Below are 26,569 nucleotides of genomic sequence, written 5' to 3'. Positions count from 1 at the left end.
CATCGAACTTTGGGGTTAAGTGGCTAGGCATTCCTTTTCTTTACGGCCTTCTTTTTTTCTGCCGCCACCAGCGGGGCGGTAAGCTGCTGGTAACGTTCAAACAGAAACGCCACTCGCTCAGCCTCGGTCTTGAAGCCGGTCTTGCCGTAAGCAGCATCTACTGCTTTATCAAGGGCTTGATGGGCCTTTACCAGATCAGGCGGCATGGTCAGGGGATCGTACAGGTCGGCCAGGGTTGCGGACGGATACTGTGCGCGGGTGTCCAGTACCTTTTGTGCAGCGGCTTCGATGGCTGACTGCTGTTTTTCGGTCGGTTCCGGCCAGGGGAAGTTGTTGTAGACGATACCGGCAGAGTAGCGATAGTCACTTTTGAGGCGCCCACAGACTGCGCGCATCCAAGAATTGTGAAAGGTGGAGCTGAGAATGCCAAAGTGATAGAGAGTGGCGTTGGGGATAATTAGGCATAGGTTGCTGGCAATAACTTCAGATGGCATAAAGCCAATTGGGATAAATTGACGCCGTTCTGAAGAAACGCTAGGCACAATTATGTACAAAGTGTCTTGATGCGAAATAAATGCAAATTGCGTCGGTGTAATAGCTAATTCACGTGTTGCAGCTCTATCGCTGGACAACCTGAACTGCTTGACCTCTTCAATCCTTTGCATAACAGACGGAGAACGGCGCAATTCATCTGGATTACAATTTCTAAGCCACAAACACCAACGCTCTATACCGTTTATAAATTCAACAGAGCCAAAATAACGGCGTAACCACTTTTGAGAGATAGGTTCTTTTAAAGCGAGCTCCAGCTTTTCTTTTGCGTCCAGCAAGAGATGACCGCCATCAATTGGCTGATTCCCAAATTTCATGGCTGGTACATTACAGATAGGCGTACCTCTTTTCAAAATCGGGATGTTTGGCCCATCTACCAGATAGGGGTTGATATTGGCAGCCTTTACTGCATGGGGTTCACTTTTGGGTGTGTCATAATCAAACAGCCACTTTTCAGCTAGATCCTGCAGGCCAAAACCGATAATCACGCAATGGACGGCTGCCTTGCCGCGAGCCTCACTGCTCCACTGAAAGGTGCGGTGGGCAAACTGAATCCTGATCCCCCGACGTAGCAGATCGGGCCAGAGGATGCCAACCTGCTCTCCCTGAGTGATGGAGTTGGTAGAGACAAAGGCGGCGCGGATTGTGGAATTGTCAGCCAAGTAATCGGCAGCTTTGCGGTACCAGCAAGCAACATAGTCCAGTACACCTGCCCCTTTGGTGTCGGGAAAGACTGCCGCAACTTCGGTACGTTGCTCGTCTTTTAAGAGTTTTGAACCAACAAACGGTGGATTCCCCAGCAGATAGGACAGCCGGTGAGGTGGCACAACATCCCGCCAATCCAGCCGCAGGGCGTTACCATGCACAATATGCGGCGCTTTCTTAAGCGGCAGACGGGCGTAGTACTGGCCAAACTCCTCAGATACCTGCAGGTTCATCTGGTGGTCGGTCAGCCAGAGCGCCACCTCGGCAATCCGGGCAGGCCATTCTTCAATCTCTATGCCGTGAAACTGATCCACGTTGACGCCAATTAACTGAAACACATCCAGCATCAACTGGTCGTTCTGCCTCACATGGCGCAGCACCTCCAACTCAAGCAGGCGCAGCTCACGGTAGGCGATAACCAGAAAGTTGCCGCAGCCGCAGGCCGGGTCAAAGAAATTCAGGTGCCCCAGCTTTTTCAGAAACTCAAAGAGCTTGTTACGGTTGTTCTTTATCCTGCCAAACTCTGCCCATAGCTCATCAAGAAACAGGGGACGGATCAGCTTGAGAATGTTGGTTTCACTGGTGTAGTGGGCACCCAGATTACGGCGGGCGGTGGTGTCCATGATGCTCTGGAACAGTGAGCCGAAGATGGCCGGACTGATCCGGCTCCAATCAAGAGCGCAGCAGTCCAGCAGGGTTTCCCGCATGGTCTTGTCGCAAGAGGTAATCGGCAACATCTCGCTGAAGAGCTGTCCGTTAACGTAGGGAAAGGCTGCTAGCTGTTCGTCAAGAGTCTTTGAACGTTTCTCCGGCGGGGTATCCAGCACCTGAAAAAACTGGGCCAGGTGCATGCCTAGGTCGCTGCCGTCTTCAGCCGTGCGTTGTTCCAGATAATCCTGAAACTGGCAGCGTTCAAACAGGGCGGTGTCTTCGCTGAACAGACAGAACAGCAACCGCACCAGCAGCACCTCCAGCGGGTGGCCGTCGTAGCCGGTGGCCTTAAACTGATCATGCAGCTTGCCCAGTTTTTCTGCTGCCTGGACGTTGACCGGGTCTTGCTGTCCAAAGCTGCGGGTCTGGTAGCCAGCTATGAAGCCAAACAACTGGATATGTTTGGAGAGTTCGGCAAGGGTAAAGTTGTGCTGCTCGTTTGTATCCAGATCATACAGCCGGAAACGGGCAAAGTCGGATACCAGCACATAGCGGGGCAGATCCCGTTCTTTCAGTCCGGGGAAGTAATCAAAGGCCTGTTTTGCCGCCCTGTCCAGATCCTTGCCCCGTGACTTGTGCTCTACCAGCAGCACACCTTTCCAGAGCAGGTCTATGAAGCCACCGGCGCCATCTCCCTTTTTAACCGGCGCTTCAAAGGAGGCCACCCGGCGACGGGTAATGCCAAAGACATTAAAGAAACCATCCCAAAAGCTTTTTGCCTCGGCATCTTCTGAGCTTTCATCAGCCCATTCGCGGGAAAAGGTCAGGGCACGGTCGCGTATTTCATTCCAGGACAGCGGCATCAGGGCTGCGCCTCCACTCCTTCAGCCAACTCCCCTAGAACCCGTTCATAGACATCCCGGATCCCTTCGGTGGTGGCTTCATAATCTTTTAAAAGGGCCTCGCCGGGGTGTCGCAGGCGCGGGTCATAGGCCAGCCGCCGGGCCAGTTTGTCCAGGTAGTGCTGGTCTCCGGCCAGGTCGTTGATGGAGTGATCATGCAGCAATCGTAGCCGGTTTTCCAGTTTGCGCAGGAATTTGTAGCCGGCAATCAGGGTATCTGCCTGTTGTTCGGTAATAATACCCAGGGTCTGGACCTCTTTGAGCGCTACCACCGTGTTCTGGACGCGCAGCTCCGGGTAGTGCTGGCCGTAACGCAGTTGCAGATACTGGGCGATGAACTCGACATCCACCATGCCGCCACGGCCGGTCTTGATATTATAGGAGCCGGCGGTCTCTTTGGCGATCTCGTTTTCCATCCGCATCCGCAGGCGGTGGATCTCCTGACGTCCTTCATCGCCCAGTGATGCGCCATAGACGGTCTGGCGGATAACGGCATCAATACTTGAGCGCAAGGTCGGCTCACCGATCACCACCCGGGCCTTGGCCAGGGCCTGGCGTTCCCAGGTCTGGGCCTCGGTACGGTGGTAGGTCAGGAATGACTCCAGCGAGGTGACCAGCGGGCCGGCATTGCCGGAGGGGCGCAGCCGGGTGTCCAGCTTGTAGACGTAGCCTTCGCGGGTGGCGGTGGAGAGGATCGAGATCAGCTTCTGGGCCAGCTTGGCAAAATACTCGTGATTGCTGATCTGTTTCTCGCCGTTGGTGTTTCCCTGGTGGTCGTAGATGAAGATGATATCCAGGTCTGAGTGGTAATTCAGTTCTTCGCCACCCAGTTTGCCCATGCCGATAATGGCCAGGCTTGCGCTGTGAAACTGGCCTAGGTCCTGATAGCCGGGGCGACCGAAGCGGGCCAGTTCCGTGGTGGCCAGACGGTAGGCCTCTTCCAGGCAGACCTCAGCCAGGCAGGAAAGCTGGGAGGCGATCGCCCCCTGCCCCAGGTGGCCGTGGATATCGTTCAGGCCGATTCGCAGGAACTCTTCGTTGCGGTAGCGGCGCAAGACATCCAGCCGCTCCTCGAAATCCTCCGCCTGCAGCAGCAGGCTTGAGAGCTCTTCATCCATGACCTCCCGCGGTTTGACCATGGAGGCGTAGGTGTGAGCCACCATGGACTCCAGCAGTTCCGGATGGCCGATCAGGATCTTGGACAGGAAGGCCGAGGTGCCGAACAGGGTGGCCAGCAGCCGCAGGGCGTCATGATTTTCAGCCAGCAGGGCGTAGCAGGAGGGCCTGCCGCTGATCACCGTCAGAAAACGTTCGGCATGGGCCAGGGCCATATCCGGATCAGCCGCTTCAAGCAGCGCCTGCAGGAATGGCGGGGCGATCTGGGCGTGGATGCGACGGTTGCGTTCGGTGATGTTGCCTTTGACCGGCCCGCTGCGCAGCATTGCCAGGTTTTCAAAGGCCCGGTCCACATCCTCAAGCCGGCGCTCGGCCAGCATATCCTTGACCAGATCCGGCTCGGCCTTGGTATCCAGCAGGTAGAGGATTTCCGGCTTGGCCTGCTGGTGTTGCAGCTGTTCATCGCGGCTGTGGAACAGGCTGCCGTAGATGGCGGCCACCCGCTGGCGATGCTGCTCCAGGGTTTCCCTGAAGCGCTGCAGGCCGTTATCCCGCAGGAAACCGCTACGGCGGGCCAGTGCCAGCAGTTCATCCTCTTTTGTCGGTAGGCTGTGGGTCTGACGCTCCTGTACCACCTGGATGCGGTGTTCAACCGTACGCAGGAAACGGTAGGCCTCGCTCAACTGCTGCCGGTCGTCATCGCTGATCAGCTTGGCCTCTGCCAGAAGATCAAGTGCTATCAGTGAGTTGCGTTCGCGCAGCCGGGGCATCTTGCCGGCGTAGACCAGCTGCAGGGCCTGGATAAAGAATTCGACCTCCCGGATGCCCCCCCTGCCCAGCTTCAGGTTGATTTCCCCTTCACGGTTGCGGGTCAGAGAGGCGTCAATCTTCTGCTTCATCAGCTTCATGTCCTCGATCAGGGTGTAGTCGAGGTATTTACGATACACAAAGGGGATCAGGGTTTGCAGCAGCTGCTCACCCAACTCCCGGGAACCGGCCACCGGGCGGGCCTTGAGCATGGCGGTGCGCTCCCAGGACTGTCCCCAGGATTCGTAGTAGATCTCGGCGGAACGCAGCGACACGGCCATGTCACCGGATTTCCCTTCCGGCCTCAGTCCCACGTCAACCCGGAAGACAAAGCCGTCTTCCGTGACCTGGTTCATGGCCTTGGTTACCAACTCGGCCAGTTTGTTGAAGAAGGTGTGCAGCGAGATCACGCCCTTGCGTCCGCCACGGCCATCGTCAATCCCGGCGGTTTCACCCTTGTCGGTCTCATAAAAGAAGATGATGTCGATGTCAGAGGAGAAGTTCAGTTCCCGTCCACCAAACTTGCCCATACCCAGGATGGTCATGACGGTCGGGCGGAGACCGTCGGCGGTCTCCTTGAGCGGGATGCCGTAATCCTGAACCAGCAGGCGATGGCAGGTCTCGTAGGCGACCTGCAGTGTCGCCGAAGCCAGATCCGACAACTCTCTGGTCACCTCTTCCAGCGGCGCCAGACCGTTCAGGTCACGGGCGGCAATCCGCAGGATCTCAAAACGTTTGAAGCTGCGCAGCACCTTCATCAGGCCCTGCAGGTCTTCATGCTCAGGGGTGCTCCGGCGCAGAGCGGCCAGCAGTTCAGTCCTGGTATGTGACTGCTCCAGCTCATTGTCGGTAAAGAGGCGGGAGAAGAAGACCGGTTCCTTGAAGATCAGGTTGGTCAGAAACGGTGACGCGCCGCACAGGAACATGCACTGGCCCAGCCGTCTGCGGTTGGCAATCAGAGCGTCCAGGTGGGAACGGTCCAATACCCCGACCAGACGTTCAAAACCGTTCAGGGCCATGTCCGGTGAGGGGGTATGCAGTGCTGCCAGGGCGATCTTCAGTAGAGGTTCAACGGAAAAAGAGGCGGCCATCAGCAGCAGGTTGGTGGCCGAACGGGTACCATAGGCAAAGCCGGACTGCTCCAGCAGCCGGATCAGCTCCTGGTCACGGGACGGTTCATCCTCCATTGCCATGATCCAGGAAAAACGGTGGTCAAAACGGGCGCCGGGCATATCAGACTGCAGCCAGGGCTGCCAGCTCCCGTATATAGTCGCCCCGGGCCACGCCGTGCTCGGTAATGATGGCGGTAATGTACTTTGCCGGTGTTACGTCAAAGGAAGGGTTGCGTACCTTGACCCCCTCCGGCGCAATCGGCAGGCCGCGGATATGGGTGACTTCAGTGCTGGGGCGCTCTTCAATCGGGATCCGGGAACCGTCCGCCAGGGACAGGTCAAGGGTGGAGACCGGCGCCGCCACATAGAACGGGATGCCATGCTCTCTGGCCAGTACCGCCACGCTGAAGGTGCCGATCTTGTTGGCTGTATCGCCGTTGGCGGCAATCCGGTCCGCGCCGACCACGCAGCAGGTGATCTCACCCCGCGACATGAAGAAGCCGGCCATATTGTCCGAGATCAGGGTCACCGGGATACTGTCCTTCATCAGTTCCCAGGTGGTCAGTCGGGCACCCTGCAGCCAGGGGCGGGTCTCATCGGAAAAGACCTGGATCTTTTTACCAGCCTCATGGGCCGCCCGGATCACCCCCAGGGCGGTGCCGTAGCCTGCGGTTGCCAGGCCGCCGGCGTTGCAGTGGGTCAGGATGGTTGCCCCTTCTGGGATCAGCTCTGCGCCGTGCCTGCCGATGTCTTTACAGATCGCCAGGTCTTCCTCTTCAATCCGGATCGCCTCTTCCTTCAGCCCGGTCCGGATCATTTCCAGCGGGTTGCCTTTGAGAGACAGTGCCTTCTGTTTCATCCGTTCAATCGCCCAGAACAGGTTGACTGCCGTGGGCCGGGTGCGTGCCATCACGTCGCAGACATTTTCCAGCTGCCGGAAGAACGATTCCTGGGTGTCGGCAATGATCTCCCGCGCTCCCAGGGCAACCCCCATGGCAGCAGCCACACCAATGGCCGGTGCGCCCCGTACCACCATCCCCTTGATCGCATCTGCCACGGCGTTGAAATCGGTATAGCGCTGGTAGACCTCTTCCATCGGCAGACGGGTCTGGTCAATCATGATCACGGCGTCGTCGCGCCATTCTATGGTACGGAAGGACATCAGGGCACCTCGTTTTATTTGTTGTTCGGAACAGTTATAACGTCGGCCACGGTCTGTTTCAAGCAAAAGCCGTACAGGGATGGATCTGAAGGGTTGCCGGTCAGCTGTTGATGCCGTATGTGCCATGTTAAAGCGTAAAAATCAATTGACAAAATAGATAAAATAAATAACATGCGCAGGCATTTTGTGAGCAGCGGCAGACCGATGGACTAGTAGCTCAGCTGGTAGAGCAGGCGACTCTTAATCGTCAGGTCGTAGGTTCGAACCCTACCTGGTCCACCATCTCTTTGCCGCCCGCCGCTCTATTGGGATGGTGCTGGCTGCTGGAGCAGCGTAACGATGATGGGGTATCGCCAAGCGGTAAGGCAACGGACTCTGACTCCGTCACCGCAGGTTCGAATCCTGCTACCCCTGCCAATCACCCGACAAATTAAATTCTGTCTGGGAGATTGACTTTTGCAGTAGCGGTTATTATTATTTTTGTACATCAGTTAACTCCGCCCGAAAGGAGAATCCTGTCATGTGGACTGCACACTTTAGAATCCGTCCGGTATCCCACTGCAAGGAAGGGTGCCGAAGCTAGCCTGCCGATGAGCTGTCGGCAGGCAGACAACACGAACCCCGTGTCGGTTGACACGGGGTTTTTTTGTGCGTAATCTGCTGAATCATGAAAAAATATCTCATCATAGCCGCCATACTTTTTGTTGCCATTGCCGCCGGAGTCTGGTTCTTTTTCGGGCGTACCCCCAAGCTCAGCTACAAGACGGTCCCGCTTGAAAAAGGGAACATTGTTGCCGCCATCTCAGCCACCGGCACGGTAAATCCGGTCACCACGGTGCAGGTCGGCTCCCAGGTCTCCGGTACCATTCAAAAACTGCTGGTTGATTATAACTCACGGGTAAAAAAGGGGCAGGTAATTGCCGAGATCGATCCGGCCCTGTTTCTGGCCCAGGTTGAGCAGGCCAGGGGCAACTTTCTGAATGCCCAGGCCAACCTGCAGAAGGCAAAAGTCGCCCTGGCCGATGCAAAACGGACCCTGGAGCGGAACAGGCAGCTGATCAACCAGGGGATTGTGGCCCAGAGCGATTTTGATGCCTCCCAGACCGCCTATGATTCAGCCCTGGCCGGGATCAAATCGGCTGAGGCCGGAGTAACCCAGTACCGCGGCACCCTGATGCAGGCTGAGACCAACCTGAAAAACTCGGTGATCCGCTCACCGGTGGACGGCATTGTTATTTCACGCAGTATTGATGTGGGCCAGACCGTGGCCGCCTCGTTTCAGACACCGACCCTGTTCTCCATTGCCCGTGACCTGACCAAGATGCAGATTGAAACCAGCGTGGATGAGGCCGATATCAGCCGTACCCGCCTGGATCAGGCCGTTACCTTTACGGTTGACGCCTACCCTGACCGCAGCTTCAAGGGGCGGGTTACCCAGGTCCGCTCTGCCCCGATTACTGTTCAGAATGTGGTCACCTATATTGTGGTGGTACAGGTGGATAACAAAGACCTGCGTCTTAAACCCGGCATGACCGCCAACGTCTCGATTGAGACCGGCCGTCGTGACGGTGTCCTGAAGCTGCCGGCTGCAGCGCTGCGCTTCCGCCCCAAGTCAGACGTGGATAAGAAGGCGGCCAAAGCGGGCCAAAGACCGGCAGGGAGCGGTAAAGGGAAGCCTGGTGGGGCACAGCAGAAGGTCTATCTGTTGAAGGAGGGCCAGCCGGTAGCGCTAACGGTTACCACCGGCCTTGGTGACTCCAGCTTTGTCGAGCTTGTTGAGGGCAGCCTGAAGGAAGGTGATCAGGTGATAATTGAACAGATTGATAATTCAAAGAAAAAGGCAGCCGGAAGCAGTGCTTCACCCATGGGCCCTCGTTTTTAAGAAGGAGTTGAGCGGATGAAAAAACCTTTGATGCTGATGATCCTGGATGGCTGGGGCATTAATCCCTGTCCTGACAGCAATGCCGTTGCCATGGCCAAGGCCCCCAATCTGGCCGGATACCTGCAGGAGTTTCCCCATGTGCAGATCAAGACATCCGGTATGGCGGTGGGGTTGCCGGAAGGCCAGATGGGCAACTCCGAAGTAGGGCACCTTAACCTGGGCGCCGGCCGGATCGTCTATCAGGACTTTACCCGCATCACCAAGTCAATCCAGGATGGCGACTTCTTCACCAATCCGGTGTTGCTGGACTGCATTGCCAAGGTCAGGGCCAGTGGCGGCCGTCTGCACCTGGCAGGGCTGTTGTCCGATGGTGGCGTCCACTCCCACAACAGCCATCTCTATGCCCTGGTTGAACTGGCCAGGCAGCAGGGGCTGACAGAGGTATTCATACACTGCCTGCTGGACGGACGTGATACCCCTCCCCAGAGCGGCGCCGGCTACCTTGAAGAGCTTGAGGCCGAGCTGGCCAGGATCGGCTGCGGCACGATTGCCACGGTGATGGGGCGCTACTACGCCATGGACCGGGACAATCGCTGGGAACGGGTTGAAAAGGCCTATAATGCGCTGGTGATGGGGCAGGGAGCATGCCGTGCTTCATCCGCCGAGGCGATCCAATCCAGTTATGCCGCCGGTCTGCATGATGAATTTGTGTTGCCCTGTGTGATCTGTGCTGATGCGGCACCGCTCGGTACCGTCAATGACGGTGACGGTATCATCTTCTTTAACTTCCGTTCTGACCGGGCCCGGGAGATCACCCGTAGCCTGACCTTCAAGGATTTTGACGGGTTTCAGCGCCAGCGGGTTCCGCAGCTGGCAGCCTATGTCTGTATGACCGAGTACGATGCCACCTTTGGCCTGCCGATCGCCTATGAACAACAGCAGCTGACCAACCTGCTGGGGGGGGTACTGGCAGAGGCCGGTCTGAACCAGTTGCGAATCGCCGAGACGGAAAAATATGCCCACGTCACCTTCTTCTTTAACGGCGGGGTCGAGACCCCCTTTGCCAATGAAGAGCGTGCCCTGATTCCTTCTCCCAAAGAGGTGGCGACCTATGATCAGAAGCCGGAGATGAGCGCCTATCTGGTGGCGGATGAACTGGTCAGCCGTCTGGAGCAGGACCGCTATGATGTGATCATCCTCAACTTTGCCAACTGCGACATGGTTGGCCACACCGGAATTCTGCCGGCAGCCATCAGTGCCGTCGAGGCGGTGGATGCCTGCGCCGGCAAGGTGGTGGAAAAGGTGCGTGCCCTTGGTGGCACGGTACTGATCACGGCTGACCATGGCAATGCCGAGCAGATGAAGGACGAAAAGGGGGAGCCCCACACCGCCCATACCTGCAATCCGGTCTGGCTGATCCTGGTGGATGACAGCCGCAAGGGTACGGTATTAAAAGATGGGGGCAAGCTGGCCGACATCGCCCCCACCATGCTGAAGCTGCTGGGGATGCCGCAGCCCAAGGAGATGACCGGAGAAAGCCTGTTGCAGGCTTGACAAGGAAAACCCATGCAACTTGACTTCAGTTCATATGAAAAGGCGCTTGCCTCGCTGCAGCGGGTACTGGAGCGTAGCCGCACCATGCCGGATGATGAAGACATCCGCGATGCCTGTATCCAGCGCTTTGAATATACCTATGAGTTGGCCTACAAGATGCTGAAACGTCAATTGGAACAGGAACTTCCCTCCAGTGAAGAACTGGACCACCTGCCGTTTAAGGAGTTGATCCGGGTTGGGGCTGAACGGGGACTGATAGCGGATCCGCAGCGCTGGTTTGATTACCGTGACAAACGCAACCTTACCTCCCATACCTATGACGAGGCGAAGGCGCGTGAGGTATTCGATATTTTAACCGAGTTCACAGCTGATGCTGCAAGCCTGTTAAGCCGCCTTAAAGCCCGTCATGCTTGACCTGACAGCGCAGCAATTGGCAGAAGTCCGTAGCATCCTTAGCCAGCATATCCCGGAACGTGCTGTTCGTGCCTTTGGCTCCCGTGTTAACGGTACTGCCAAGCCATTTTCAGATCTTGACCTGGTAGTCATGGGAGATACCCCGTTGGAGTTCCGTCAACTGGCTGCCTTAAAAGATGCCTTTGCCGAGTCAAACCTGCCGTTCCGGGTGGATGTTGTTGATTGGGCGGCAACCAGCGCTGAGTTCAGGCGGATAGTTGAACAAGCATGGGGGCAAGTATAGGGTAGAAGAAACATGTAACAATTAAGTCACACAAAGGATTGTACTATGAAAACCGTATCCATCCCGGCAACCGATAACGAATATATCGTCGGCAAGATCCTCTGTATTGGCCGCAACTATGTGGATCATATCAAAGAGCTGGGTAACGAGGCCCCCTCTGCGCCGGTGGTGTTCATGAAGCCAGCCACGGCGATAATCGGCAATGGCGAGGCGCTGGTGATCCCGGCTTACAGCAGTGACTGCCACTATGAGGCAGAACTGGCCGTGTTGATCGGTACCGAAGGCAAGCAGATTGCTGAGGCAGATGCGCTTGCCCATGTGGCAGGCTATGGTGTGGCAATCGATATGACCCTGCGGGACGTGCAGGACAATCTGAAAAAAAAGGGGCTGCCCTGGGAGATTGCCAAAGGCTTTGACACCTCCTGTCCGTTGTCTGATTTTGTCCCGGCGGACAAGGTGACAGATCCCCAGAATCTTACCATCTGCCTCTCCTTGAATGGTGAGCAGCGTCAGAACGGCTCAACCGGACTGATGATCAACAGCGTGGCCAGGATCATCAGCTACCTGTCCGGCATCTTTACCCTGGAAGAAGGGGATGTGATCCTGACCGGTACACCGGCCGGGGTTGGCCGGGTGCAGGCCGGAGACCGGATGGAGGCCAGTATTGCCGGTGTGGGCAGCGTTTGTGTGACGGTTGTCTGAAAATATGAACGGAAAAGGACGTGTTTGCTATGCAAAATGAAAAAGAATGTCCCGAGTGTAACGGCAAGATGATCCTGCTGCCCGGCTGAGGTGGTCTCTTCTGGCGGTGCCAGAAGTGCGGGGTGCGGCTTTCGTACCATAAAGATCAGCAGAGCTGTAGCTGCTCGTAGTTGCTGGCCATTCCGGTTTTTTATTTGTCCATCAGAAAAAGTGCTTGACGTCGTGGACCGCTTTAACTATAGTCCACAACTCTGTAAAAAACGAAGAGGTGGTACCAACCATGTACGCAGTGATCAAGACAGGTGGCAAGCAATACAAAGTCGCTGAAGGCGATTTCCTGAAGGTTGAGAAGCTGGACAACATCGTGGGCGACACGATTGAGTTCGGCGAGGTGCTGATGATCGGCGGCGACGCCGTTAAGGTCGGAGCTCCGCTGGTGGCTGGCGCATCAGTAACTGCCAAGGTTGCTGTGCAGGGTCGTGACAAGAAGATTCTGGTCTTCAAGTCAAAGCGCCGTAAGAACAGCCGTAAGCTGATCGGTCACCGCCAGTACCACACGGTACTGAAGATTGAAAAGATCAGCGCCTAAGCGCTTACGACTTATTTTTCTGAGGAGAGAAAACCATGGCACATAAAAAAGGCGTCGGCAGTTCCAGGAACGGTCGCGATTCAGACGGCCAGCGGCTTGGCTGTAAAAAATTCGGTGGTGAGCTGGTTAAGGCCGGCAACATCATCTATCGTCAACGTGGTACCCAGATCCACCCCGGCAACAATGTGGGTTGCGGCAAGGATTACACCCTGTTCGCCCTGATTGAAGGGGTCGTCAAGTTTGAGCGTCTGGGGCGTGATCGCAAGAAGGTTTCGGTCTATCCTTCCTGATATCAGCACCACACCTGTTTTTTTGAAGCCCGACGGTTACAGCCGCCGGGCTTTTTTTTGTCCGGTGTCCGGCAAAATGCAGACCCGACGGTTTGACCCGGTGTGGTTCCGGGTGTATAGGGTAGCACGGGCTTGTGAAGTGCAAGCCAATGTTCTCAAAGGGGGTACTGCATGAAACGTCAGATACTGGGTGTACTCTGCTTGCTGGGTGTTACAACAGGCAGTGCATGTGCTGATGACCTGAAAGATGCCTCGGACAAGCTGCAGCCATTAACGGAGCGGATCGCAAAGCTGAGCTCGGGCAAGGCCGCTGACTATGCCAAAGGCCAGCTGGCCTCGGCACAGGAGACCCTTGGCGCGGTAAAGGCAGCCATTTCTGCCAAGAACGGGGCGCTTGCCCTGCAGAAAACAGAACTGGTGGATCTCCAGTTGACCATTGCCGAGGCCAGGGCCGTTGAGATGGAGGCTGCTGAGCAACTGGTGCTGCACAGGGCTGAGCTGAAAAAGCTTGAGGCGCAGTTTGATCAGCTGTTGCAGGCAGGAGGGAAGTGATATGACACGTGTTCATTTGATGGTGCTGGTCGTTATGGCCGTCATCGGTTGCGGCTCCTTGGGTGGGGCGGCTGACAAGATTGACTACCCGGCAAAGATTGCTGCTGCCAAGAGCGGCATTGAAGAGCTTGCTGCCAAGGTCGGCAATTATCCCAAGGCCTTGGAAGAACTGGAGAAGGCGCGGGCCTCCCTGAAAAAGGCAGAGCAGAGCTACGACAAAGGGCGGCAGTGGATGGGGCTGGGGGGGCTTAAGCCTGAGGCAGAACAGGAGATCGCCCATAATCTGCAGATGGTTGATAGTACGATGGTTCTTGCCGTTTCGCGGGCTGCCAAGGGGCGCGCCGATGAGGAGGCGGCTGCCATTGACAGGCAGGCGGCTGTGGTAAAGGGGCGGGTCAAGCTGCTGGAGGAGCGCAAGCAGGGTGAGGAGAAACTGCGTCAGGATCTGCAGAAGTGTGAGGCTGCGGCAAAAGAGCTGGGCAGCGTCAAGGCGGACCAGCAAAAACTTGCTACCCAGCTGGAACAGGTAACCGGCGAGAAAAAGAAGCTGGAGACGCAGTTGGCGGCGCTTGCTGCTGAAAAAGCAGCCCTGACAGACCAGCTTGAGGCCTTGAAAAAGGCTCCGCCTACGGTACCGCCACCTGCAGCGGTACCACAAAACGCACCGCCCGCCGCTGCCAAGTAACTGATACCAGCTCACTCTGCTCAGATACGTAAGGCCCCATGCACCAGTATGGGGCCTTACTGCTTGATGAGGCATTGTATTTGCTTCAGGACTTTGTTAAAAAAGTGTGTTGCTGTGCGGCTGCAGATTAAACCGGCAAAAAGAAAGGGTTACACCGGTTGGCGTAACCCCTTGAATTTAGATGGTCGGGATGACACGATTTGAACGTGCGACCCCCTGCTCCCGAAGCAGGTGCGCTACCAGACTGCGCTACATCCCGAAGAAGATTTTTATAACTTTTTATTCCTGCGCTTGTCAACAGGCAAGTCGCACTGGAGGGGACATGTCCACTACTGATATCCGTACTGAAATCCGGCATCTGCTCAAGGAACGCAATGCCGTGCTGCTGGCTCACAACTATATGCGCGATGAAGTCCAGGAGATTGCCGATATCACCGGCGACTCACTGCAGCTCTCGATGGAGGCGGCCAAGACCGATGCCGACGTGATCGTCTTTTGTGGCGTTCATTTTATGGCCGAGTCCGCGGCAATTCTTTCGCCGCACAAGACCGTCCTGTTACCCCGTGCCGATGCCGGCTGTCCCATGGCCGACATGGTTGATGTCACCGGGCTGCAGGCGCTGAAGGCGCAGCATCCCGGCGTGCCGGTGGTGACCTATGTCAACTCATCAGCCGCGGTCAAGGCCGAATCGGATATCTGCTGCACCTCAGCCAATGCGGTCTCCGTTGTCCGCTCTCTGAGTGAGCAGAGGCTGATCTTTGCACCGGATCGTAACCTGGGACGCTGGATCGCCAAGGCGTTGCCGGACAAGGAGTTTATCTACTGGGAGGGCTATTGTCCAACCCATGAACGTCTGACTGCTGCCAGGGTGCAGGAGATCAAGGCCGCCCATCCCGATGCGCTCTTCATCTGTCACCCGGAATGTGCCCCGGAGGTCTCGGCCCTGGCGGACCATGTCTGCTCCACCAGCGGCATGTATCTTTACTGCAGCAAGAGCCCGGCCAAGAAGTTCATTATCGGCACCGAGGCCGGGATTCTCTTCAAACTGCGGGAGGACAATCCTGAGAAGGAGTTTGTGCTGGCCTCTCCTGCCCTGATCTGCCCCAACATGAAGCTGACCTCGCTGGAGGATATCCTGCTGGCGCTGCAGAGCATGCAGCCGGTGGTGACCGTTGCAGAGGATGTCAGGGTCAAGGCGAAAGCCGCGCTGGATAAAATGCTTGCTGTACCGAGGGATTAGCCATGGTTTCCTTTGAAGAGGCGTTAAAGACCATACTTGACAATGTCTCCGGCGTGGGTACCGAACAGCTTCCGCTGCTGCAGGCCGTCGGGCAGGTGCTGGCTGAGGATATCAGTTCCCCCTGGGATCTGCCGCTCTGGGACAACTCCGCCATGGATGGGTATGCGGTCCGCTATGACGATTGCCGGACCATCCCGTGCAAGCTGCGGGTAACCGGGTATCTGCCGGCCGGTGCTTCAGCCGAGGGGATCGCTCTGGAAGCGGGATGCGCGATACGGATCATGACCGGGGCGCCGGTGCCGGCCGGTGCCGATGCCGTGGTGCCGGTGGAAGAAACCGGCGACACCTCCGGCGAACAGGTCACGATCAAGGAGACGGTAAAGCCTGGCCAGCATATCAGGCGCCAGGGTGAGGATATCCGGCGGGGAGAGCAGATTCTGAAGGCCGGTAGCGTGTTGCGGCCATCGGAGATCTCGCTGCTGGCCTCCTGCGGCAGGCCTTCCGTGCTGGTGCAGCGCCGTCCAACGGTTGCCGTGCTGTCTACCGGAGATGAGCTGGTTGAGATCGGTACCCCGCCGGGGCCGGCCCAACTGATTAACAGTAACACCACCACACTGGCTGCAGCGGTGCGTGAGGCCGGTGCCGTCCCCCGTGTTCTGGGGATCGCCCGTGACAACCGTCTTTCCCATCTGGAAAAGATGCGCCAGGGGTTGCAAGCCGATGCACTGGTGACCTCCGCCGGTATCTCTGCCGGTGACCGGGACCTGGTGCGGGTGGTGTTGGAGGAACTGGGGGTCAAGTTCCTGTTCTGGAAGGTGGCGATCAAGCCGGGCAAGCCGACTGCCTTTGGCCTGTTTGAAGGGCGGCCGGTCTTCTGCCTGCCCGGCAATCCGGTGGCCAGCCAGATCACGTTTGACCAGTTTGTCCGCCCGGCCTTGCTGCGGATGATGGGACACCGGCGTATCCTGCGGCCGGCTCTTACCGCAACCGTGCAGGAGCCGATCAAGGCCGGCAGCCGGATGCGGTTCCTGCGGGTGCAGCTGACACAGCAGGATGGCCGCTGGCTGGTTGCCTCTGCCGGTAACCAGGAAACCGGCATCCTGCGCACCTCGCTGCTTTCAGATGCGCTGGCCCTGGTGCCAGCCGACAAGGCCTACGCAAGCGGTGATGAAATTACGGTCCGGCTGGTGGGCGAACAGTTAGTGGAGGCCTAGATGGTCGATTATCTCGGTGCCCATATGTCCATTGCAGGCGGCCTGCACAAGTCCATCGAGCGTGCGGTTGCTGCCGGTTGCGGTACGGTGCAGATCTTTACCCGTTCTTCCAACCAGTGGAAGGGCAAGCCGGTCAGTGACAGGGATGCGGATCTGTTCCGCAGCGGTTTCGCCGCTTCCGGACTGCATGAGGTGATCTCCCACGATATCTACCTGATCAACCTGGCGGCACCGGCCGGGGATACCCGTGACAAGAGCCTGGCAGCCTTTGGCGATGAGATGACCTGCTGTGCCAGATTGGGGATCAACAAGATCGTGATGCACCCCGGTTCCCACACCACCGATTCGCCTGAGGCTGGGCTGGAACGGGTGATCAGTGCCTTTGACCAGCTCTTTGAACAGACCCCGGAGTATGAAGGTCTGGTGCTGCTGGAGACCACCGCCGGTCAGGGTACCAACCTGGGGCGCACCTTTGAAGAGCTGCAGATCATCATCAACGGTTCAAAATATCCTGACCGGTTCGGGATCTGTTTTGATACCTGCCACACCTTTGCCGCTGGTTACAACACCGCCACCCCGGAAGGCTACGCCGATGTCATGGCGCAGTTTGATCGGCTGCTGGGGCTGGAACGGCTGCTCTGTTTTCACTTCAATGACTCCAAAAAGGGTTTGGGCAGCCGGGTTGACCGCCATGAGCATATCGGTCAGGGAACCTTGGGGCTGGAGCCGTTCCGCTTTATCATGCATGATCCCCGCTTTGCCATGATCCCCAAGATTCTGGAAACCCCCAAAGGGGATGATGATGCCATGGATCAGGTCAACCTGGCGTTATTACGGAGCTTGTAGCTCTTTTTTGTCGGCAGCGGCGGCCTTTAGGCCGTTATCGCCTGTTAGCGCCCGCTTTGACGGCATTTGACAAATTCTAAAGCTGCGCTAGACTACCTCAAAATCGGCAGCACATCTTCAGAGGTATCCATGACCATAACCTGCCCCCACTGTGGTCTCAGCGGCCAGCTTGACGATTCAAAACGACCAGCCGGTGCCACCAGTATCAACTGTCCCCGTTGCAAGCAAAGTTTCCCGCTCCCGCCACTGGAGTCCGTTGCACTGCCAACAGCCCCGCCAACACCTGAGGCTGCATCCCTGCGCCCCTGTCCCTCCTGTGGCGGCATTATCGAAGGCAGCGGTGGGCTCTGCAATGCCTGTGAGGCTGCCCGCAGCCGTCAGCCGGGACAAGGCAACGGCATAAACACGCTTCCTCCGCCCCTTCCTGCAACTGAAGAGAGAAACTCCGGTGTCTGTACGGTCTGCAAGGGGCATTTTGCCCAAAGCGAGATGGTCCGCTTTGGCAACAAACTGGTCTGCGCCTCCTGCAAGCCGACCTATGTCCAGATGCTTGCCATGGGGATGGGAACTATTGGCGATCTGCGCTATGCCGGTTTCTGGATCCGCTTCGGGGCAAAATGCATCGACGGTCTTATCCTCTGGGTCGTAAATTTCGCCACCACCATGGCAACAACCTTTCTGATCGCCTCGAATAACTCCCCTCAAATGGCAATCGTGGCAGGCATTATGAACGTTTGTATCCAAATCGGGATCGGCATTGGCTACAACATCTACTTTTTAAGTGGAAAGTATCAGGCAACTCCCGGCAAGCTGGCCTGCGGCCTGAAGGTGGTGACTGCAGACGGCGACAAGATCAGCGCCGGCCGTGCGGTGGGCCGCTATTTTGCCGAGATGCTGAGTGGTATGATCTTGCTGATCGGCTATATCATGGCTGCCTTTGATGATGAAAAACGTACCCTGCACGACCGGATTTGCAACACCAGGGTGGTTTTCAAGTAATGCCCGCCGGAGAGCAGCCGCTTTTCCCGCTCCTGTGCAGCTCCTGTCAGACACCGTTACCTGCCGCGCTCTGCAACAGTGGTGAGCCGGTCCGCTGTCCGCACTGCTCAACGCAGCTGCTGGTTGAGCTGTTTCCGGCAATCCTGAGGCCTTTGCATGAAGGTGGCACTGTCGGTCTGCAGGTGACAGAGGGGGAGGCAAGCTGTTTTTATCATCCGGACAAGCAGGCGGTTAAGATCTGCAGCAGTTGCGGCCGCTTTATCTGCAGCCTCTGCGAAATCGATGTGGCCGGCCGCTGCCTCTGTCCGGTCTGCCTGGAACAGGGGCGACAGAATGAGCAGCTTTCCGAGCTGGTCACCAAACGTACCCTGCATGACAGTATTGCCCTGAATACAACCTTTTTGCCGCTCCTGATCTGGCCTGTAACCCTGGTTACCTCACCGGTCGCCTTCTACCTGGCACTGACCGCCTGGCGCAAACCTTCCAGTATTCTGCCCCGTACCAGGATCCGCCTGATCCTGGCCCTGCTGTTTTCAGTACTGCAGATAGTCGGTTGGGTCGTGTTGGGGATATTCCTGTTTCAAAAGTGGGACTCATGAGCAGCCCGGCCCAGCCTGTCAAATACCGCCGTATCGTCCGCGGCACCGTCGCCATGATCATGCGCTGCTCGCTCTGGCAGGCAAATGATCATCTATTGTCGGTTAAATCAACCGGTTATACTGAAGACTATGTGCGGATTTACCTGAAGGATCTCAAAGGGGTGGTTGCCCGGCGCACCAAAACCTGGATGCTGCTCAACCTCATCCTGGGTGGTCTGCTGGCCCTGGTCGCAATCGGTATCCTGAAAACTGATGATATCTTTTCCGGCGGCACCATTGCGCTCATGATTGCCGGTACGCCGATTTTGATCATCTTTCTGGCCAATCTGGTCAAGGGCCCCACCTGCAAAACCAGTCTGCTGACCCCGCTGGGGCCGGTTGAGATTCCAGCTTTGCAGCGTTCACGTCACGTCACCCGCCTGATCAAGGAGCTGCGGCCTTTGATCGCAGCCCACCAAGGCAGTATGCTGCGCAGTGAACTGTTGTCCCGCTATGACAGGCAACGGGCAGGCACTCCTGCCGGCGCGGCAGCGACACCATCCCCAACCCCATGAGCAGTCTGAAGGTCCAGCGTTGCTTTAACCATGCAAACCGCGAGGCAGTGGCCCGCTGTGCCCAATGCGGCAGTTTTTTCTGCCGTGAATGTGTCACGGAACATGCCGGGCGTATGATCTGCGGCCGTTGCCTGGGGCAACCGGCCGAGACGGCCCGCTCTTTGCGGTTCCGCACCATTCTGAGTGGTGTTGTCCAGCTTGGGATCGGTGTGTTGATCCTCTGGTTCTGCTTTTTCATGGCAGGCCGCGGGTTGCTGCAGATCCCGTCTTCCGTGCATGAAGGCTCAATCTGGCGCCAGATGACGGGGGAGCAATGATCCGCATCCCCAAAAGCCGTGAAAAAGGGATCGGAGCCGTTGAACTGCTGGAACAGGCCACCGCCCTGCTGCGCCAGGCCCCCCTGGACACCCTGGCCTGCTATTATCTGGGCAGCTTGCCCTTTATGCTGGTGCTGCTCTGGTTCTGGGCCGATATGAGCCGCAACGCCGATGCGGATCAGCGGCTGGCCGGAGGGGCGCTGGTCCTGTCGATCCTGTTTGTCTGGATGAAGGTCTGGCAAAGCCGCTTTAGCGGCAGGCTGCTGCAGCAGCTGGGGGGCGCTGCCGAGCTGCCTGCACTCTCCGGCAGCGTCATGGTGCAGGGCGGGCTGCAGCCCTGGGGATTTATCATCCTGCCGATGGCAGGGCTGATCACCCTGCCGTTCGGCTGGTGCTATGCCTTTTTTCAGAATATCACCGTACTGGGCGGTCCGGACTGGCGTACGGTGCAACGCAAGGCACGCCGGCTGGCCCTGCTCTGGCCCGGCCAGAACCATCTGCTGCTGGCACTGCTAGCGCTCATCTTCCTGGTGCTGTTTGCCAATATTGCGGTTGGCGTCTACTTCCTGCCCCACCTGCTCAAGACCCTGTTCGGGATTGAAACCATCTTTACCCGCAGCGACCAGATGCTGCTTAATTCCACCTTCTGGGCGGCAATTGCGGTACTCACCCAGCTCTGCCTCGACCCGCTGGTCAAGGCCTGTTACGTGCTGCGCTGCCACTATGGCGAATCATTATCCAGCGGTGCGGACCTGCGGGCCCAGATCAAGAGCATCGCGGGACGGGCAGCCCTGCTGGTGCCGCTGATCGCTTTCTGGCTGGTAACCTGCGGCAGCCTGCCCGTCTCTGCTGCACCGCAGACGGACGAGCCGCAGCAGCGGCTGCAGCAGCGTGCCGCCCGGCTTGACCGTGCGGCTGCAGAGGTGATCAAAGATCCGCGCTTTGCCTGGCGTCTGCCACGGGAGCACCACCAGCTGGAAAAGAGGGCGCTGCCCGGTTTCATGCAGTCCATCATTACCTGGATTCAGGATAGCGCCGCTACGGTGGGAGGCTGGATCGACGATGTCATCAAGTGGCTGCTGAAAAAGCTGCCCAAGCCGTCGTTACACGGGGGAAAACCGGGCTGGGGCGGTAATTTTTCAGATGTTGCCCTGTTGCTTTTGTACCTCCTGCTGGCGCTGCTGCTCTGCTTTGGGGCCATCTTTGCCTGGCGTCGGCTGCGTCGTACCACCCAACCGGAAGCCGAACTGCCGATGCACACCCTGCAGGTGGCGCCTGATCTCCATGATGAATCGCTGATTGCCAGTGAGCTGACCGAAGAACGCTGGCTGGCCCTGGCCCGGGAGCTGCTGGAAAAGGGCGAGCTGCGCCTGGGGCTGCGGGCACTGTACCTGGCCACCCTGGCTGCCCTGGCCGATGCAAAGCTGGTGGTCATCGCCCGCTGCAAGACCAACCACGACTACGAGCGGGAACTGCTCCGCTTCAGCCACGCCCTGCCCCGCATAAGCGAGGCGTTTTCTCTGAACCTGCGGATCTTCGAGGCAGCCTGGTACGGTATGCACCTGCCGGATGACGAGACCGTCCGCAGCTACCTGGATAACCACCGGAGGATCACCAGCGATGTCCGCACGCAGTAAACTGCTGATCCTCACCTTTTGCCTGTTGCTGGTTCTGGCGGCTGCCTCCCTCTACCAGCTCTTTGCCTTGCGTTTTGAGGCCGGGGATCTCTTTCCGGCAGGTTCATCCCTGCGTAGCGACCCCCTGGGAAGCATGGCATTCTATCAGGCCCTGGAACGCACCGGCGGGGTCAAGGTGGAGCGCAATTACCGCCCCCTTAGCCGCCAGAAGGTGACAGCAAGCACGATCCTGCTGCTGGGAAATGACCACCACGAGCTGGCAACAGCCGACAAGAAAGAGATTGGCGAGCTGGAACAGCTGGTTACGGCAGGCAGTCGGGTGGTGGTTGCCTTCAATCCGGTCACCACGGCACCGGCGTGTAGCTCTGCGCCGGCACTGCAACCTGCAGACTCCAAAAACACCAAAAAGCCGGATACGGCCTGGGGGGTCAGTACAGGCTATCTGCCTGTATCAGAGGCAGTTCCTGACAAGCAGGCGGTCAAGGCGAACCTGGTTGAGCCGGGGGAGGGGCTGCCAACAGAGATACGCCTGCTGTCCCGCCTGACGCTACAGCCGCCGCCAACAGGCTGGCGCACCATCTACGGTCTGGATGGGAAGGCGGTGGTGCTGGAGCGCAGGATCGGCAGCGGGAGTCTGGTGCTGGTGTCGGACAGCTCGCTCTTCAGCAACGAGGCACTGCAGGCGGACCGCCAGGCAGCCCTGCTGGTCTGGCTGCTGGGGGATCAGCACAGGGTTATCTTTGATGAATTCCATCTTGGGGTACGTGAGCAGGGCGGCATCATGGCGCTGGCCCGCCGTTTTGGCCTGTTGCCGCTGATCGGGGTGCTGTTGCTGCTGGCAGGGCTCTACATCTGGCAGCAATCAATCCCCTTGATCTCTGCTGCTGTCCCACTGTCTGATGATCCGGCCGTTGGGGTAAGCCACGACAGCTTCAGCGGTCTGGTGAACCTGCTGCAACGGAATATCCCGGCAAATCAGCTGCTGAAGGTCTGCTGTCAGGAATGGCAGAAGAGTTTTAAACGTGAGTTACAGCAGGATGCTGCGTTGCGCAAAGAGCTGAGCGATGCAATGACCGCGCAGGATGATCCGGTTGCCCGGTATCAGCGGATAGCCCGGCTGCGGGCAGAGAGGACAGGACGATGAACCAGGGGTTGCAACAGTTGATCGCAGTGGTACAGGCGTTAAAGGGTGAGCTGGGCAAGGTGATCATCGGCCAGCATGAGGTGATTGACCGGGTGCTGGTGGCGCTTTTGACCGGGCAGCATGCCCTGATTGAAGGGGTGCCGGGGATCGGCAAGACCCTGCTGGTGCGTACCCTGGCCAAGGTGGTGGGGGGGCGGTTTTCCCGGATTCAGTTTACCCCGGACCTGATGCCGAGCGATATCACCGGCTCCAATATCTTCAACATGAAGGAAAACGAGTTTGTGCTCAATCCCGGCCCGATCTTCTGCAATTTCCTGCTGGCCGATGAGATCAACCGTGCCCCGTCCAAGACCCAGTCGGCCCTGCTGCAGGCCATGCAGGAGCGGCTGGTGACCATTGACCGCAAGAGCTACAGCCTGCCGGCCAGTTTTACGGTCTTTGCCACCCAGAACCCGGTGGAGTTTGAAGGGACCTATCCGCTGCCGGAGGCCCAGAAGGATCGCTTCATGCTGAAGATCACCATGCCGCCGCCTACCCGCGAAGAGGAGCTGGCCCTGGTGCGCCGTACCCTGGGGAACGATGCGCCGGAAACGGTGCTGGCCGGTGATACGGTGCGCTGTGTGATCAGTGCCGATGATCTGGTCACCCTGCGGCGTGCGTTGATGACGCTGGTGGTGCAGGACGAGATTGCCGCCTATGCCCTGGAGGTGGTACGGGCCACCCGCAGCCACCATGCCGTGTTGCTGGGGGGCGGTCCCCGGGCCTCACAGTCGCTGATCCTGGCGGCCCGGGCCGCTGCTGCCGTGGCAGGCCGTGACTTCATCACCCCGGACGATATCAAGCTGATGGCCCTGCCGGTGCTGGAACACCGCCTGATTCTGCAGCCTGATTACGAGATTGAAGGACTGACCCCTGCCGAGGTGATCGCTTCGATCCTGCAGGAGGTTACGGTACCCCGGTGATCATCCCGGCCCCGGCCATACTGCGGCTTGTTGCCGCCACCCTGATCCCGGCGGCACTGTTGTATGCGCTTACCCCCCAGTTCCGTCCGCTGCTGCTGTTTGTGCCGCCACTGGTGGGGAGTGTCGCGCTTGCTGATCTGTTGGCCCTGTTGCTCCGCCGCAACAGGCTGACCGTTACGGCACCTGTCCGGCTATCACTGATCTGTGGCCGACCGGGCCAGCTTGCGCTTGCCATCCGGGCCGGCAACCGGGCCGGTTACACGCTGCAGGTGGGGCTGACGCTGCCCGCTGGTTTTGCGTCACCCTTCAGGGAGACCCGGTTGAATTTGGCCAAAGGTGGTGATGCGATCTGCCTGGACTGGCCCCTGACCGGTAGCCAGCGGGGCAGGTTTCAGGTAACGGCGTGCGCCCTGCGGATTGCCTCACCCTTCCGTTTGTGGCAGCTGCAGGTCCGCCACGGCATCAATACGGAACTGCGGGTCTATCCCAACCTGCGGGCAGAACGCCGTCGTCTGGCCGCCCTGTTCCTGGAGCGCAATGACCGGCAGCTGCGGGCCCAGCGTCAGCGGGGCCAGGGCCGGGAGTTTGACCGGCTGCGCCAGTATCAGACCGGTGACAGTCTGGGGGATATCCACTGGAAGGCCACTGCCAAACGGAACCAGTTGATCACCAAAGAGTATCAGATCGAGCGGACCCAGGAGGTCTACCTGCTGATCGACAGCTCCCGTCTCAGCGGCCGGCCGGTACCCAACGCCGAAGGGGGCAGTGAGCCGTTTCTGGAACAGGCGGTGCGTACCGCCCTGATCCTGGGGTCGGTGGCCCAGCGCCAGGGTGACCTGTTCGGGGTGGCTGCCTTTGGCAGCCGGGTGCAGGGCTTTGTGCGGGCCAAGACCGGCAAGACCCACTTTGGCCACTGCCGCGACCTGCTCTACACCCTGCAGCCGGGGCAGGACAGCCCCTCCTTTGGTGAGTTGGCCACCTTCATGGCCGCCCGCCTGCGCCGCCGGGCCCTGTTGATCTTCATCGCACCGCTGGATGAACCGGCCCTGGCCGAGGATTTTGTCCGGGCCATCCGTATCCTGTCCCGCCGTCATCTGATCTGTGTTGCCATGCCGCAACCGCCCATGGCTGCACCGCTGTTCAGCACTGCCGAGCTGCGCAGCAGCGCTGATCTCTACCGCCAGTTGGCCGGGCACCTGACCTGGCATCAGCTGCGGGAGTTGCAGCAGAGCCTCCGGCTGCAGGGGGTCCGGCTGCTGCTGGTAAAGGATGAACGGTTGAGCGCCGATCTGGTCTCCAACTACCTGGATGTGAAGCGGAGACAACTGCTATGATCATCGATCTGGAACGTTTCACTGCAACGGAAAAACCGTTCTGGGATGAGCTGGAACGGCTGCTCAAACGTGTTGAAGATGACCCGGCCTGCAGGCTGGGGCTTGAGGGCGCTGCCCGTTTTCACTACCTCTACCAGCGGGCCAGCGCCGGCCTGGCCCGGCTTGACGGTCTGGCCGCCCCGCCTGAGTTTCGCCGCTATCTGGAGAGTCTGGTGGCGCGGGCCTATGGCGAGATCCACTCCAGCCGGGACAACGCCCATCGTCTGGTGCCCCGCATCTGGTTGCTGGAGACCTTCCCCCAAACCTTCAGGCGTTCTATCCGCCAGTTTCAGCTGGCCGTGCTGATCACCATTGTCGGGGCGATCTTTGGTGCAGCCGTGCTGATGGTGGCGCCGGAAGAAAAGGGGATGCTGCTGCCGTTTGATCATCTGCACGGCTCACCAGCGGAGCGGGTGGCCACAGAAGAGCAGGAGGCAGGCAAGCGGCTGGCCGGTCACAAGGCCACCTTCTCCAGCAGCCTGATGACCCACAACACCCAGGTTTCCATCGCCTGTATGGCCACCGGCATGACCTGGGGGGTGGGGACCATCATCCTGCTGTTCTACAACGGCGTGATTCTGGGGGCGGTGGTGCTGGATTACCTGGCTGCAGGGCAGGGGGTATTCCTGGCCGGCTGGCTGCTGCCCCACGGGGTGATCGAGATACCGGCCATCCTGATTGCCGGTCAGGCCGGCCTGGTACTGGCCACTGCCCTGATCGGCAAGGGCAGCGGTCTGACCCTGGTGGCCCGGATGCGGCTGATCTGGGCTGATCTGACCACCCTGATCGGCGGTGTGGCACTGATGCTGGTCTGGGCCGGGATTGTCGAGGCCTTTTTCTCCCAGTACCACGAGCCGGTACTGCCCTACAGTGTCAAGATCGCCTTTGGCGTGGTTGAATTCTGCCTGCTGGTGCTGTTTCTGGGCCGTTCAGGCCGGGGCGGGAAGGTGGCCGGACGTGGCTGATCAGACCACTACCCTGCAGATCCGCACCCCGGAGGGGATCCGCTTCTCCCTCGTGCTGGCCGGTCCCACCAGCCGTCTGCTGGCGCTGCTGGTTGATTTTGCCTGTATCGGCGTTGCTTCAACCACCATCAGCACGGTATTAAGGCTGTTTGCGCTGATCAGCCAGGATATCTTTATGGCCCTGACCATTTTGGCCGGTTTTGTGATTTCGATAGGCTACGGCATCGTCTGTGAATGGTACTGGCAGGGGCAGACCGTGGGCAAGCGTCTGCTGCGGCTGCGGGTGATGGATGAGCAGGGCTTGAAGCTGCAGTTCAGCCAGGTGGTGATCAGGAACCTGCTGCGGATCGTTGACTCCCTGCCTGCGCTCTATCTGGTGGGGGGGATTGCCAGCCTGACCAGCCGCAGGTGCCAGCGGCTGGGTGATCTGGCTGCCGGAACGATCGTGATCCGTACCCCCAAGGTGCAACTGCCTGATCTGGAACAACTGGGCACAGAAAAATTCAACTCTTTAACGGCCTATCCCCATCTGGTGGCCCGTCTGCGGCAGAAGGTCAGCCGGGAGGAAGGGGCCATTGCCCTGCGGGCCCTGATCCGGCGGGAAGAACTTGACCCGGCTGCCCGGCTGGAGCTGTTCCGTGAACTGGCAGCCCTGTTCCGCAGCCGGGTGGCCTTTCCCGCTGAGGCCGTGGACGGCGTGTCGGATGAACGCTATGTCCGCAACGTGGTGGAACTGTTGTTTGAACAGCGCGGGCGGTAAT

Annotated in this window: 25 protein-coding genes and 2 tRNA genes; 23 read left to right on the top strand and 4 right to left on the bottom strand. The window is 58.6% G+C overall.

The annotated features are described in order from the left end of the window. Positions 1-23 precede the first annotated feature (23 nt). From FY034_RS16960 to mtnA, 3 genes are read right to left on the bottom strand one after another with little or no spacing between them, the layout of a single operon-like run. A complete protein-coding gene (locus FY034_RS16960) occupies positions 24-2,771 on the bottom strand; it encodes a class I SAM-dependent DNA methyltransferase (RefSeq protein ID WP_265552673.1) in 2,748 nt (915 codons plus the stop codon). Beyond that, positions 2,771-5,965: a bifunctional [glutamate--ammonia ligase]-adenylyl-L-tyrosine phosphorylase/[glutamate--ammonia-ligase] adenylyltransferase gene (gene glnE / locus FY034_RS16955; RefSeq protein WP_265552671.1), complete on the bottom strand. Its 3,195-nt coding sequence runs from the start codon at positions 5,963-5,965 to the stop codon at positions 2,771-2,773. The genes FY034_RS16960 and glnE overlap by 1 nt, the downstream gene beginning before the upstream one ends. Before the next feature lies 1 nt (position 5,966). Continuing rightward, positions 5,967-7,007, bottom strand: coding sequence for an S-methyl-5-thioribose-1-phosphate isomerase (gene mtnA / locus FY034_RS16950; RefSeq protein ID WP_265552669.1), 1,041 nt, complete (start codon positions 7,005-7,007; stop codon positions 5,967-5,969). 206 nt (positions 7,008-7,213) lie between these two features. On the opposite strand from mtnA, the gene FY034_RS16945 reads away from it, so the two are divergent. From FY034_RS16945 to FY034_RS16900, 10 genes are all read left to right on the top strand, one after another. Continuing rightward, positions 7,214-7,289 (top strand) — tRNA-Lys (locus FY034_RS16945). Between the two features lie 385 nt (positions 7,290-7,674). Further along, the gene (locus FY034_RS16940; protein WP_265552666.1) at positions 7,675-8,889 is read left to right on the top strand and encodes an efflux RND transporter periplasmic adaptor subunit; all 1,215 of its coding nucleotides are present in this window, start codon (positions 7,675-7,677) and stop codon (positions 8,887-8,889) included. Between the two features lie 15 nt (positions 8,890-8,904). Further along, complete coding sequence (gene gpmI / locus FY034_RS16935; protein WP_265552664.1) at positions 8,905-10,443, top strand: 2,3-bisphosphoglycerate-independent phosphoglycerate mutase; 1,539 nt, start codon at positions 8,905-8,907, stop codon at positions 10,441-10,443. Positions 10,444-10,455: 12 nt separating this feature from the next. Then, positions 10,456-10,857, top strand: coding sequence for a nucleotidyltransferase substrate binding protein (locus FY034_RS16930; protein WP_265552662.1), 402 nt, complete (start codon positions 10,456-10,458; stop codon positions 10,855-10,857). Continuing rightward, positions 10,850-11,140 (top strand): nucleotidyltransferase family protein, encoded by a 291-nt coding sequence (locus tag FY034_RS16925; RefSeq protein WP_265552660.1) that lies wholly within the window; start codon positions 10,850-10,852, stop codon positions 11,138-11,140. The genes FY034_RS16930 and FY034_RS16925 overlap by 8 nt, the downstream gene beginning before the upstream one ends. 45 nt (positions 11,141-11,185) lie before the next feature. Beyond that, complete coding sequence (locus FY034_RS16920) at positions 11,186-11,842, top strand: fumarylacetoacetate hydrolase family protein (RefSeq protein WP_265552658.1); 657 nt, start codon at positions 11,186-11,188, stop codon at positions 11,840-11,842. Positions 11,843-12,122: 280 nt separating this feature from the next. Further along, complete coding sequence (rplU, locus tag FY034_RS16915; protein ID WP_012471609.1) at positions 12,123-12,431, top strand: 50S ribosomal protein L21; 309 nt, start codon at positions 12,123-12,125, stop codon at positions 12,429-12,431. A gap of 35 nt (positions 12,432-12,466) precedes the next feature. Next, positions 12,467-12,721: a 50S ribosomal protein L27 gene (rpmA, locus tag FY034_RS16910; protein ID WP_012471608.1), complete on the top strand. Its 255-nt coding sequence runs from the start codon at positions 12,467-12,469 to the stop codon at positions 12,719-12,721. Positions 12,722-12,892: 171 nt separating this feature from the next. Then, on the top strand, positions 12,893-13,273 hold the full coding sequence (locus FY034_RS16905) for a hypothetical protein (protein ID WP_265552655.1): 381 nt from the start codon (positions 12,893-12,895) through the stop codon (positions 13,271-13,273). A gap of 1 nt (position 13,274) precedes the next feature. Further along, positions 13,275-13,958: a hypothetical protein gene (locus FY034_RS16900; RefSeq protein ID WP_265552653.1), complete on the top strand. Its 684-nt coding sequence runs from the start codon at positions 13,275-13,277 to the stop codon at positions 13,956-13,958. A gap of 182 nt (positions 13,959-14,140) precedes the next feature. Here the strand turns inward: FY034_RS16900 and FY034_RS16895 are convergent. Next, positions 14,141-14,217 (bottom strand) — tRNA-Pro (locus FY034_RS16895). A gap of 63 nt (positions 14,218-14,280) precedes the next feature. Between FY034_RS16895 and nadA the strand changes: the two genes are divergently transcribed. The 13 genes from nadA (at position 14,281) to FY034_RS16830 (ending at position 26,568) form a co-directional block, all read left to right on the top strand. Further along, a complete protein-coding gene (gene nadA / locus FY034_RS16890) occupies positions 14,281-15,198 on the top strand; it encodes a quinolinate synthase NadA (protein WP_265552651.1) in 918 nt (305 codons plus the stop codon). Between the two features lie 2 nt (positions 15,199-15,200). After that, positions 15,201-16,412, top strand: coding sequence for a gephyrin-like molybdotransferase Glp (glp, locus tag FY034_RS16885; protein WP_265552649.1), 1,212 nt, complete (start codon positions 15,201-15,203; stop codon positions 16,410-16,412). Then, entirely contained in the window at positions 16,413-17,258 is an 846-nt protein-coding gene (locus tag FY034_RS16880) for a deoxyribonuclease IV (RefSeq protein WP_265552648.1), read from the top strand. 129 nt (positions 17,259-17,387) lie between these two features. Then, positions 17,388-18,257, top strand: a complete 870-nt coding sequence (locus FY034_RS16875) for an RDD family protein (protein WP_265552646.1) — start codon at positions 17,388-17,390, stop codon at positions 18,255-18,257. Continuing rightward, a complete protein-coding gene (locus FY034_RS16870) occupies positions 18,257-18,856 on the top strand; it encodes a hypothetical protein (protein WP_265552645.1) in 600 nt (199 codons plus the stop codon). The genes FY034_RS16875 and FY034_RS16870 overlap by 1 nt, the downstream gene beginning before the upstream one ends. Further along, positions 18,853-19,410 carry a hypothetical protein gene (locus FY034_RS16865; RefSeq protein WP_265552643.1) on the top strand — a complete coding sequence of 186 codons (558 nt, stop codon included), beginning with the start codon at positions 18,853-18,855 and terminating at the stop codon, positions 19,408-19,410. The genes FY034_RS16870 and FY034_RS16865 overlap by 4 nt, the downstream gene beginning before the upstream one ends. Further along, positions 19,407-19,727 (top strand): B-box zinc finger protein, encoded by a 321-nt coding sequence (locus FY034_RS16860; RefSeq protein ID WP_265552642.1) that lies wholly within the window; start codon positions 19,407-19,409, stop codon positions 19,725-19,727. The genes FY034_RS16865 and FY034_RS16860 overlap by 4 nt, the downstream gene beginning before the upstream one ends. Further along, a complete protein-coding gene (locus FY034_RS16855; protein ID WP_265552640.1) occupies positions 19,724-21,364 on the top strand; it encodes a DUF4129 domain-containing protein in 1,641 nt (546 codons plus the stop codon). The genes FY034_RS16860 and FY034_RS16855 overlap by 4 nt, the downstream gene beginning before the upstream one ends. After that, on the top strand, positions 21,348-22,508 hold the full coding sequence (locus FY034_RS16850) for a DUF4350 domain-containing protein (RefSeq protein WP_265552638.1): 1,161 nt from the start codon (positions 21,348-21,350) through the stop codon (positions 22,506-22,508). Before FY034_RS16855 ends, FY034_RS16850 begins: the two co-directional genes overlap by 17 nt. Then, positions 22,505-23,470 carry an AAA family ATPase gene (locus tag FY034_RS16845; RefSeq protein WP_265552636.1) on the top strand — a complete coding sequence of 322 codons (966 nt, stop codon included), beginning with the start codon at positions 22,505-22,507 and terminating at the stop codon, positions 23,468-23,470. Before FY034_RS16850 ends, FY034_RS16845 begins: the two co-directional genes overlap by 4 nt. Continuing rightward, on the top strand, positions 23,467-24,804 hold the full coding sequence (locus tag FY034_RS16840) for a DUF58 domain-containing protein (protein WP_265552634.1): 1,338 nt from the start codon (positions 23,467-23,469) through the stop codon (positions 24,802-24,804). The genes FY034_RS16845 and FY034_RS16840 overlap by 4 nt, the downstream gene beginning before the upstream one ends. Next, positions 24,801-25,808 (top strand): stage II sporulation protein M, encoded by a 1,008-nt coding sequence (locus tag FY034_RS16835; protein WP_265552632.1) that lies wholly within the window; start codon positions 24,801-24,803, stop codon positions 25,806-25,808. Before FY034_RS16840 ends, FY034_RS16835 begins: the two co-directional genes overlap by 4 nt. Next, positions 25,801-26,568 carry an RDD family protein gene (locus FY034_RS16830; RefSeq protein WP_265552630.1) on the top strand — a complete coding sequence of 256 codons (768 nt, stop codon included), beginning with the start codon at positions 25,801-25,803 and terminating at the stop codon, positions 26,566-26,568. The genes FY034_RS16835 and FY034_RS16830 overlap by 8 nt, the downstream gene beginning before the upstream one ends. The last annotated feature ends 1 nt before the right edge of the window (position 26,569 follow it).

It is taken from the genome of Trichlorobacter lovleyi (genome assembly GCF_015239775.1).
Taxonomy (GTDB): Bacteria; Desulfobacterota; Desulfuromonadia; order Geobacterales; family Pseudopelobacteraceae; genus Trichlorobacter; species Trichlorobacter lovleyi_B.
This window is presented reverse-complemented; position numbering and strand designations above follow the sequence as displayed.

Coding starts and splice junctions, on each gene's coding strand:
- FY034_RS16960 (WP_265552673.1), bottom strand. CDS start 2,771: ATGCCGCTGTCCTGGAATGAAATACGCGACCGTGCCCTGACCTTTTCC.
- glnE (WP_265552671.1), bottom strand. CDS start 5,965: ATGCCCGGCGCCCGTTTTGACCACCGTTTTTCCTGGATCATGGCAATG.
- mtnA (WP_265552669.1), bottom strand. CDS start 7,007: ATGTCCTTCCGTACCATAGAATGGCGCGACGACGCCGTGATCATGATT.
- FY034_RS16940 (WP_265552666.1), top strand. CDS start 7,675: ATGAAAAAATATCTCATCATAGCCGCCATACTTTTTGTTGCCATTGCC.
- gpmI (WP_265552664.1), top strand. CDS start 8,905: ATGAAAAAACCTTTGATGCTGATGATCCTGGATGGCTGGGGCATTAAT.
- FY034_RS16930 (WP_265552662.1), top strand. CDS start 10,456: ATGCAACTTGACTTCAGTTCATATGAAAAGGCGCTTGCCTCGCTGCAG.
- FY034_RS16925 (WP_265552660.1), top strand. CDS start 10,850: ATGCTTGACCTGACAGCGCAGCAATTGGCAGAAGTCCGTAGCATCCTT.
- FY034_RS16920 (WP_265552658.1), top strand. CDS start 11,186: ATGAAAACCGTATCCATCCCGGCAACCGATAACGAATATATCGTCGGC.
- rplU (WP_012471609.1), top strand. CDS start 12,123: ATGTACGCAGTGATCAAGACAGGTGGCAAGCAATACAAAGTCGCTGAA.
- rpmA (WP_012471608.1), top strand. CDS start 12,467: ATGGCACATAAAAAAGGCGTCGGCAGTTCCAGGAACGGTCGCGATTCA.
- FY034_RS16905 (WP_265552655.1), top strand. CDS start 12,893: ATGAAACGTCAGATACTGGGTGTACTCTGCTTGCTGGGTGTTACAACA.
- FY034_RS16900 (WP_265552653.1), top strand. CDS start 13,275: ATGACACGTGTTCATTTGATGGTGCTGGTCGTTATGGCCGTCATCGGT.
- nadA (WP_265552651.1), top strand. CDS start 14,281: ATGTCCACTACTGATATCCGTACTGAAATCCGGCATCTGCTCAAGGAA.
- glp (WP_265552649.1), top strand. CDS start 15,201: ATGGTTTCCTTTGAAGAGGCGTTAAAGACCATACTTGACAATGTCTCC.
- FY034_RS16880 (WP_265552648.1), top strand. CDS start 16,413: ATGGTCGATTATCTCGGTGCCCATATGTCCATTGCAGGCGGCCTGCAC.
- FY034_RS16875 (WP_265552646.1), top strand. CDS start 17,388: ATGACCATAACCTGCCCCCACTGTGGTCTCAGCGGCCAGCTTGACGAT.
- FY034_RS16870 (WP_265552645.1), top strand. CDS start 18,257: ATGCCCGCCGGAGAGCAGCCGCTTTTCCCGCTCCTGTGCAGCTCCTGT.
- FY034_RS16865 (WP_265552643.1), top strand. CDS start 18,853: ATGAGCAGCCCGGCCCAGCCTGTCAAATACCGCCGTATCGTCCGCGGC.
- FY034_RS16860 (WP_265552642.1), top strand. CDS start 19,407: ATGAGCAGTCTGAAGGTCCAGCGTTGCTTTAACCATGCAAACCGCGAG.
- FY034_RS16855 (WP_265552640.1), top strand. CDS start 19,724: ATGATCCGCATCCCCAAAAGCCGTGAAAAAGGGATCGGAGCCGTTGAA.
- FY034_RS16850 (WP_265552638.1), top strand. CDS start 21,348: ATGTCCGCACGCAGTAAACTGCTGATCCTCACCTTTTGCCTGTTGCTG.
- FY034_RS16845 (WP_265552636.1), top strand. CDS start 22,505: ATGAACCAGGGGTTGCAACAGTTGATCGCAGTGGTACAGGCGTTAAAG.
- FY034_RS16835 (WP_265552632.1), top strand. CDS start 24,801: ATGATCATCGATCTGGAACGTTTCACTGCAACGGAAAAACCGTTCTGG.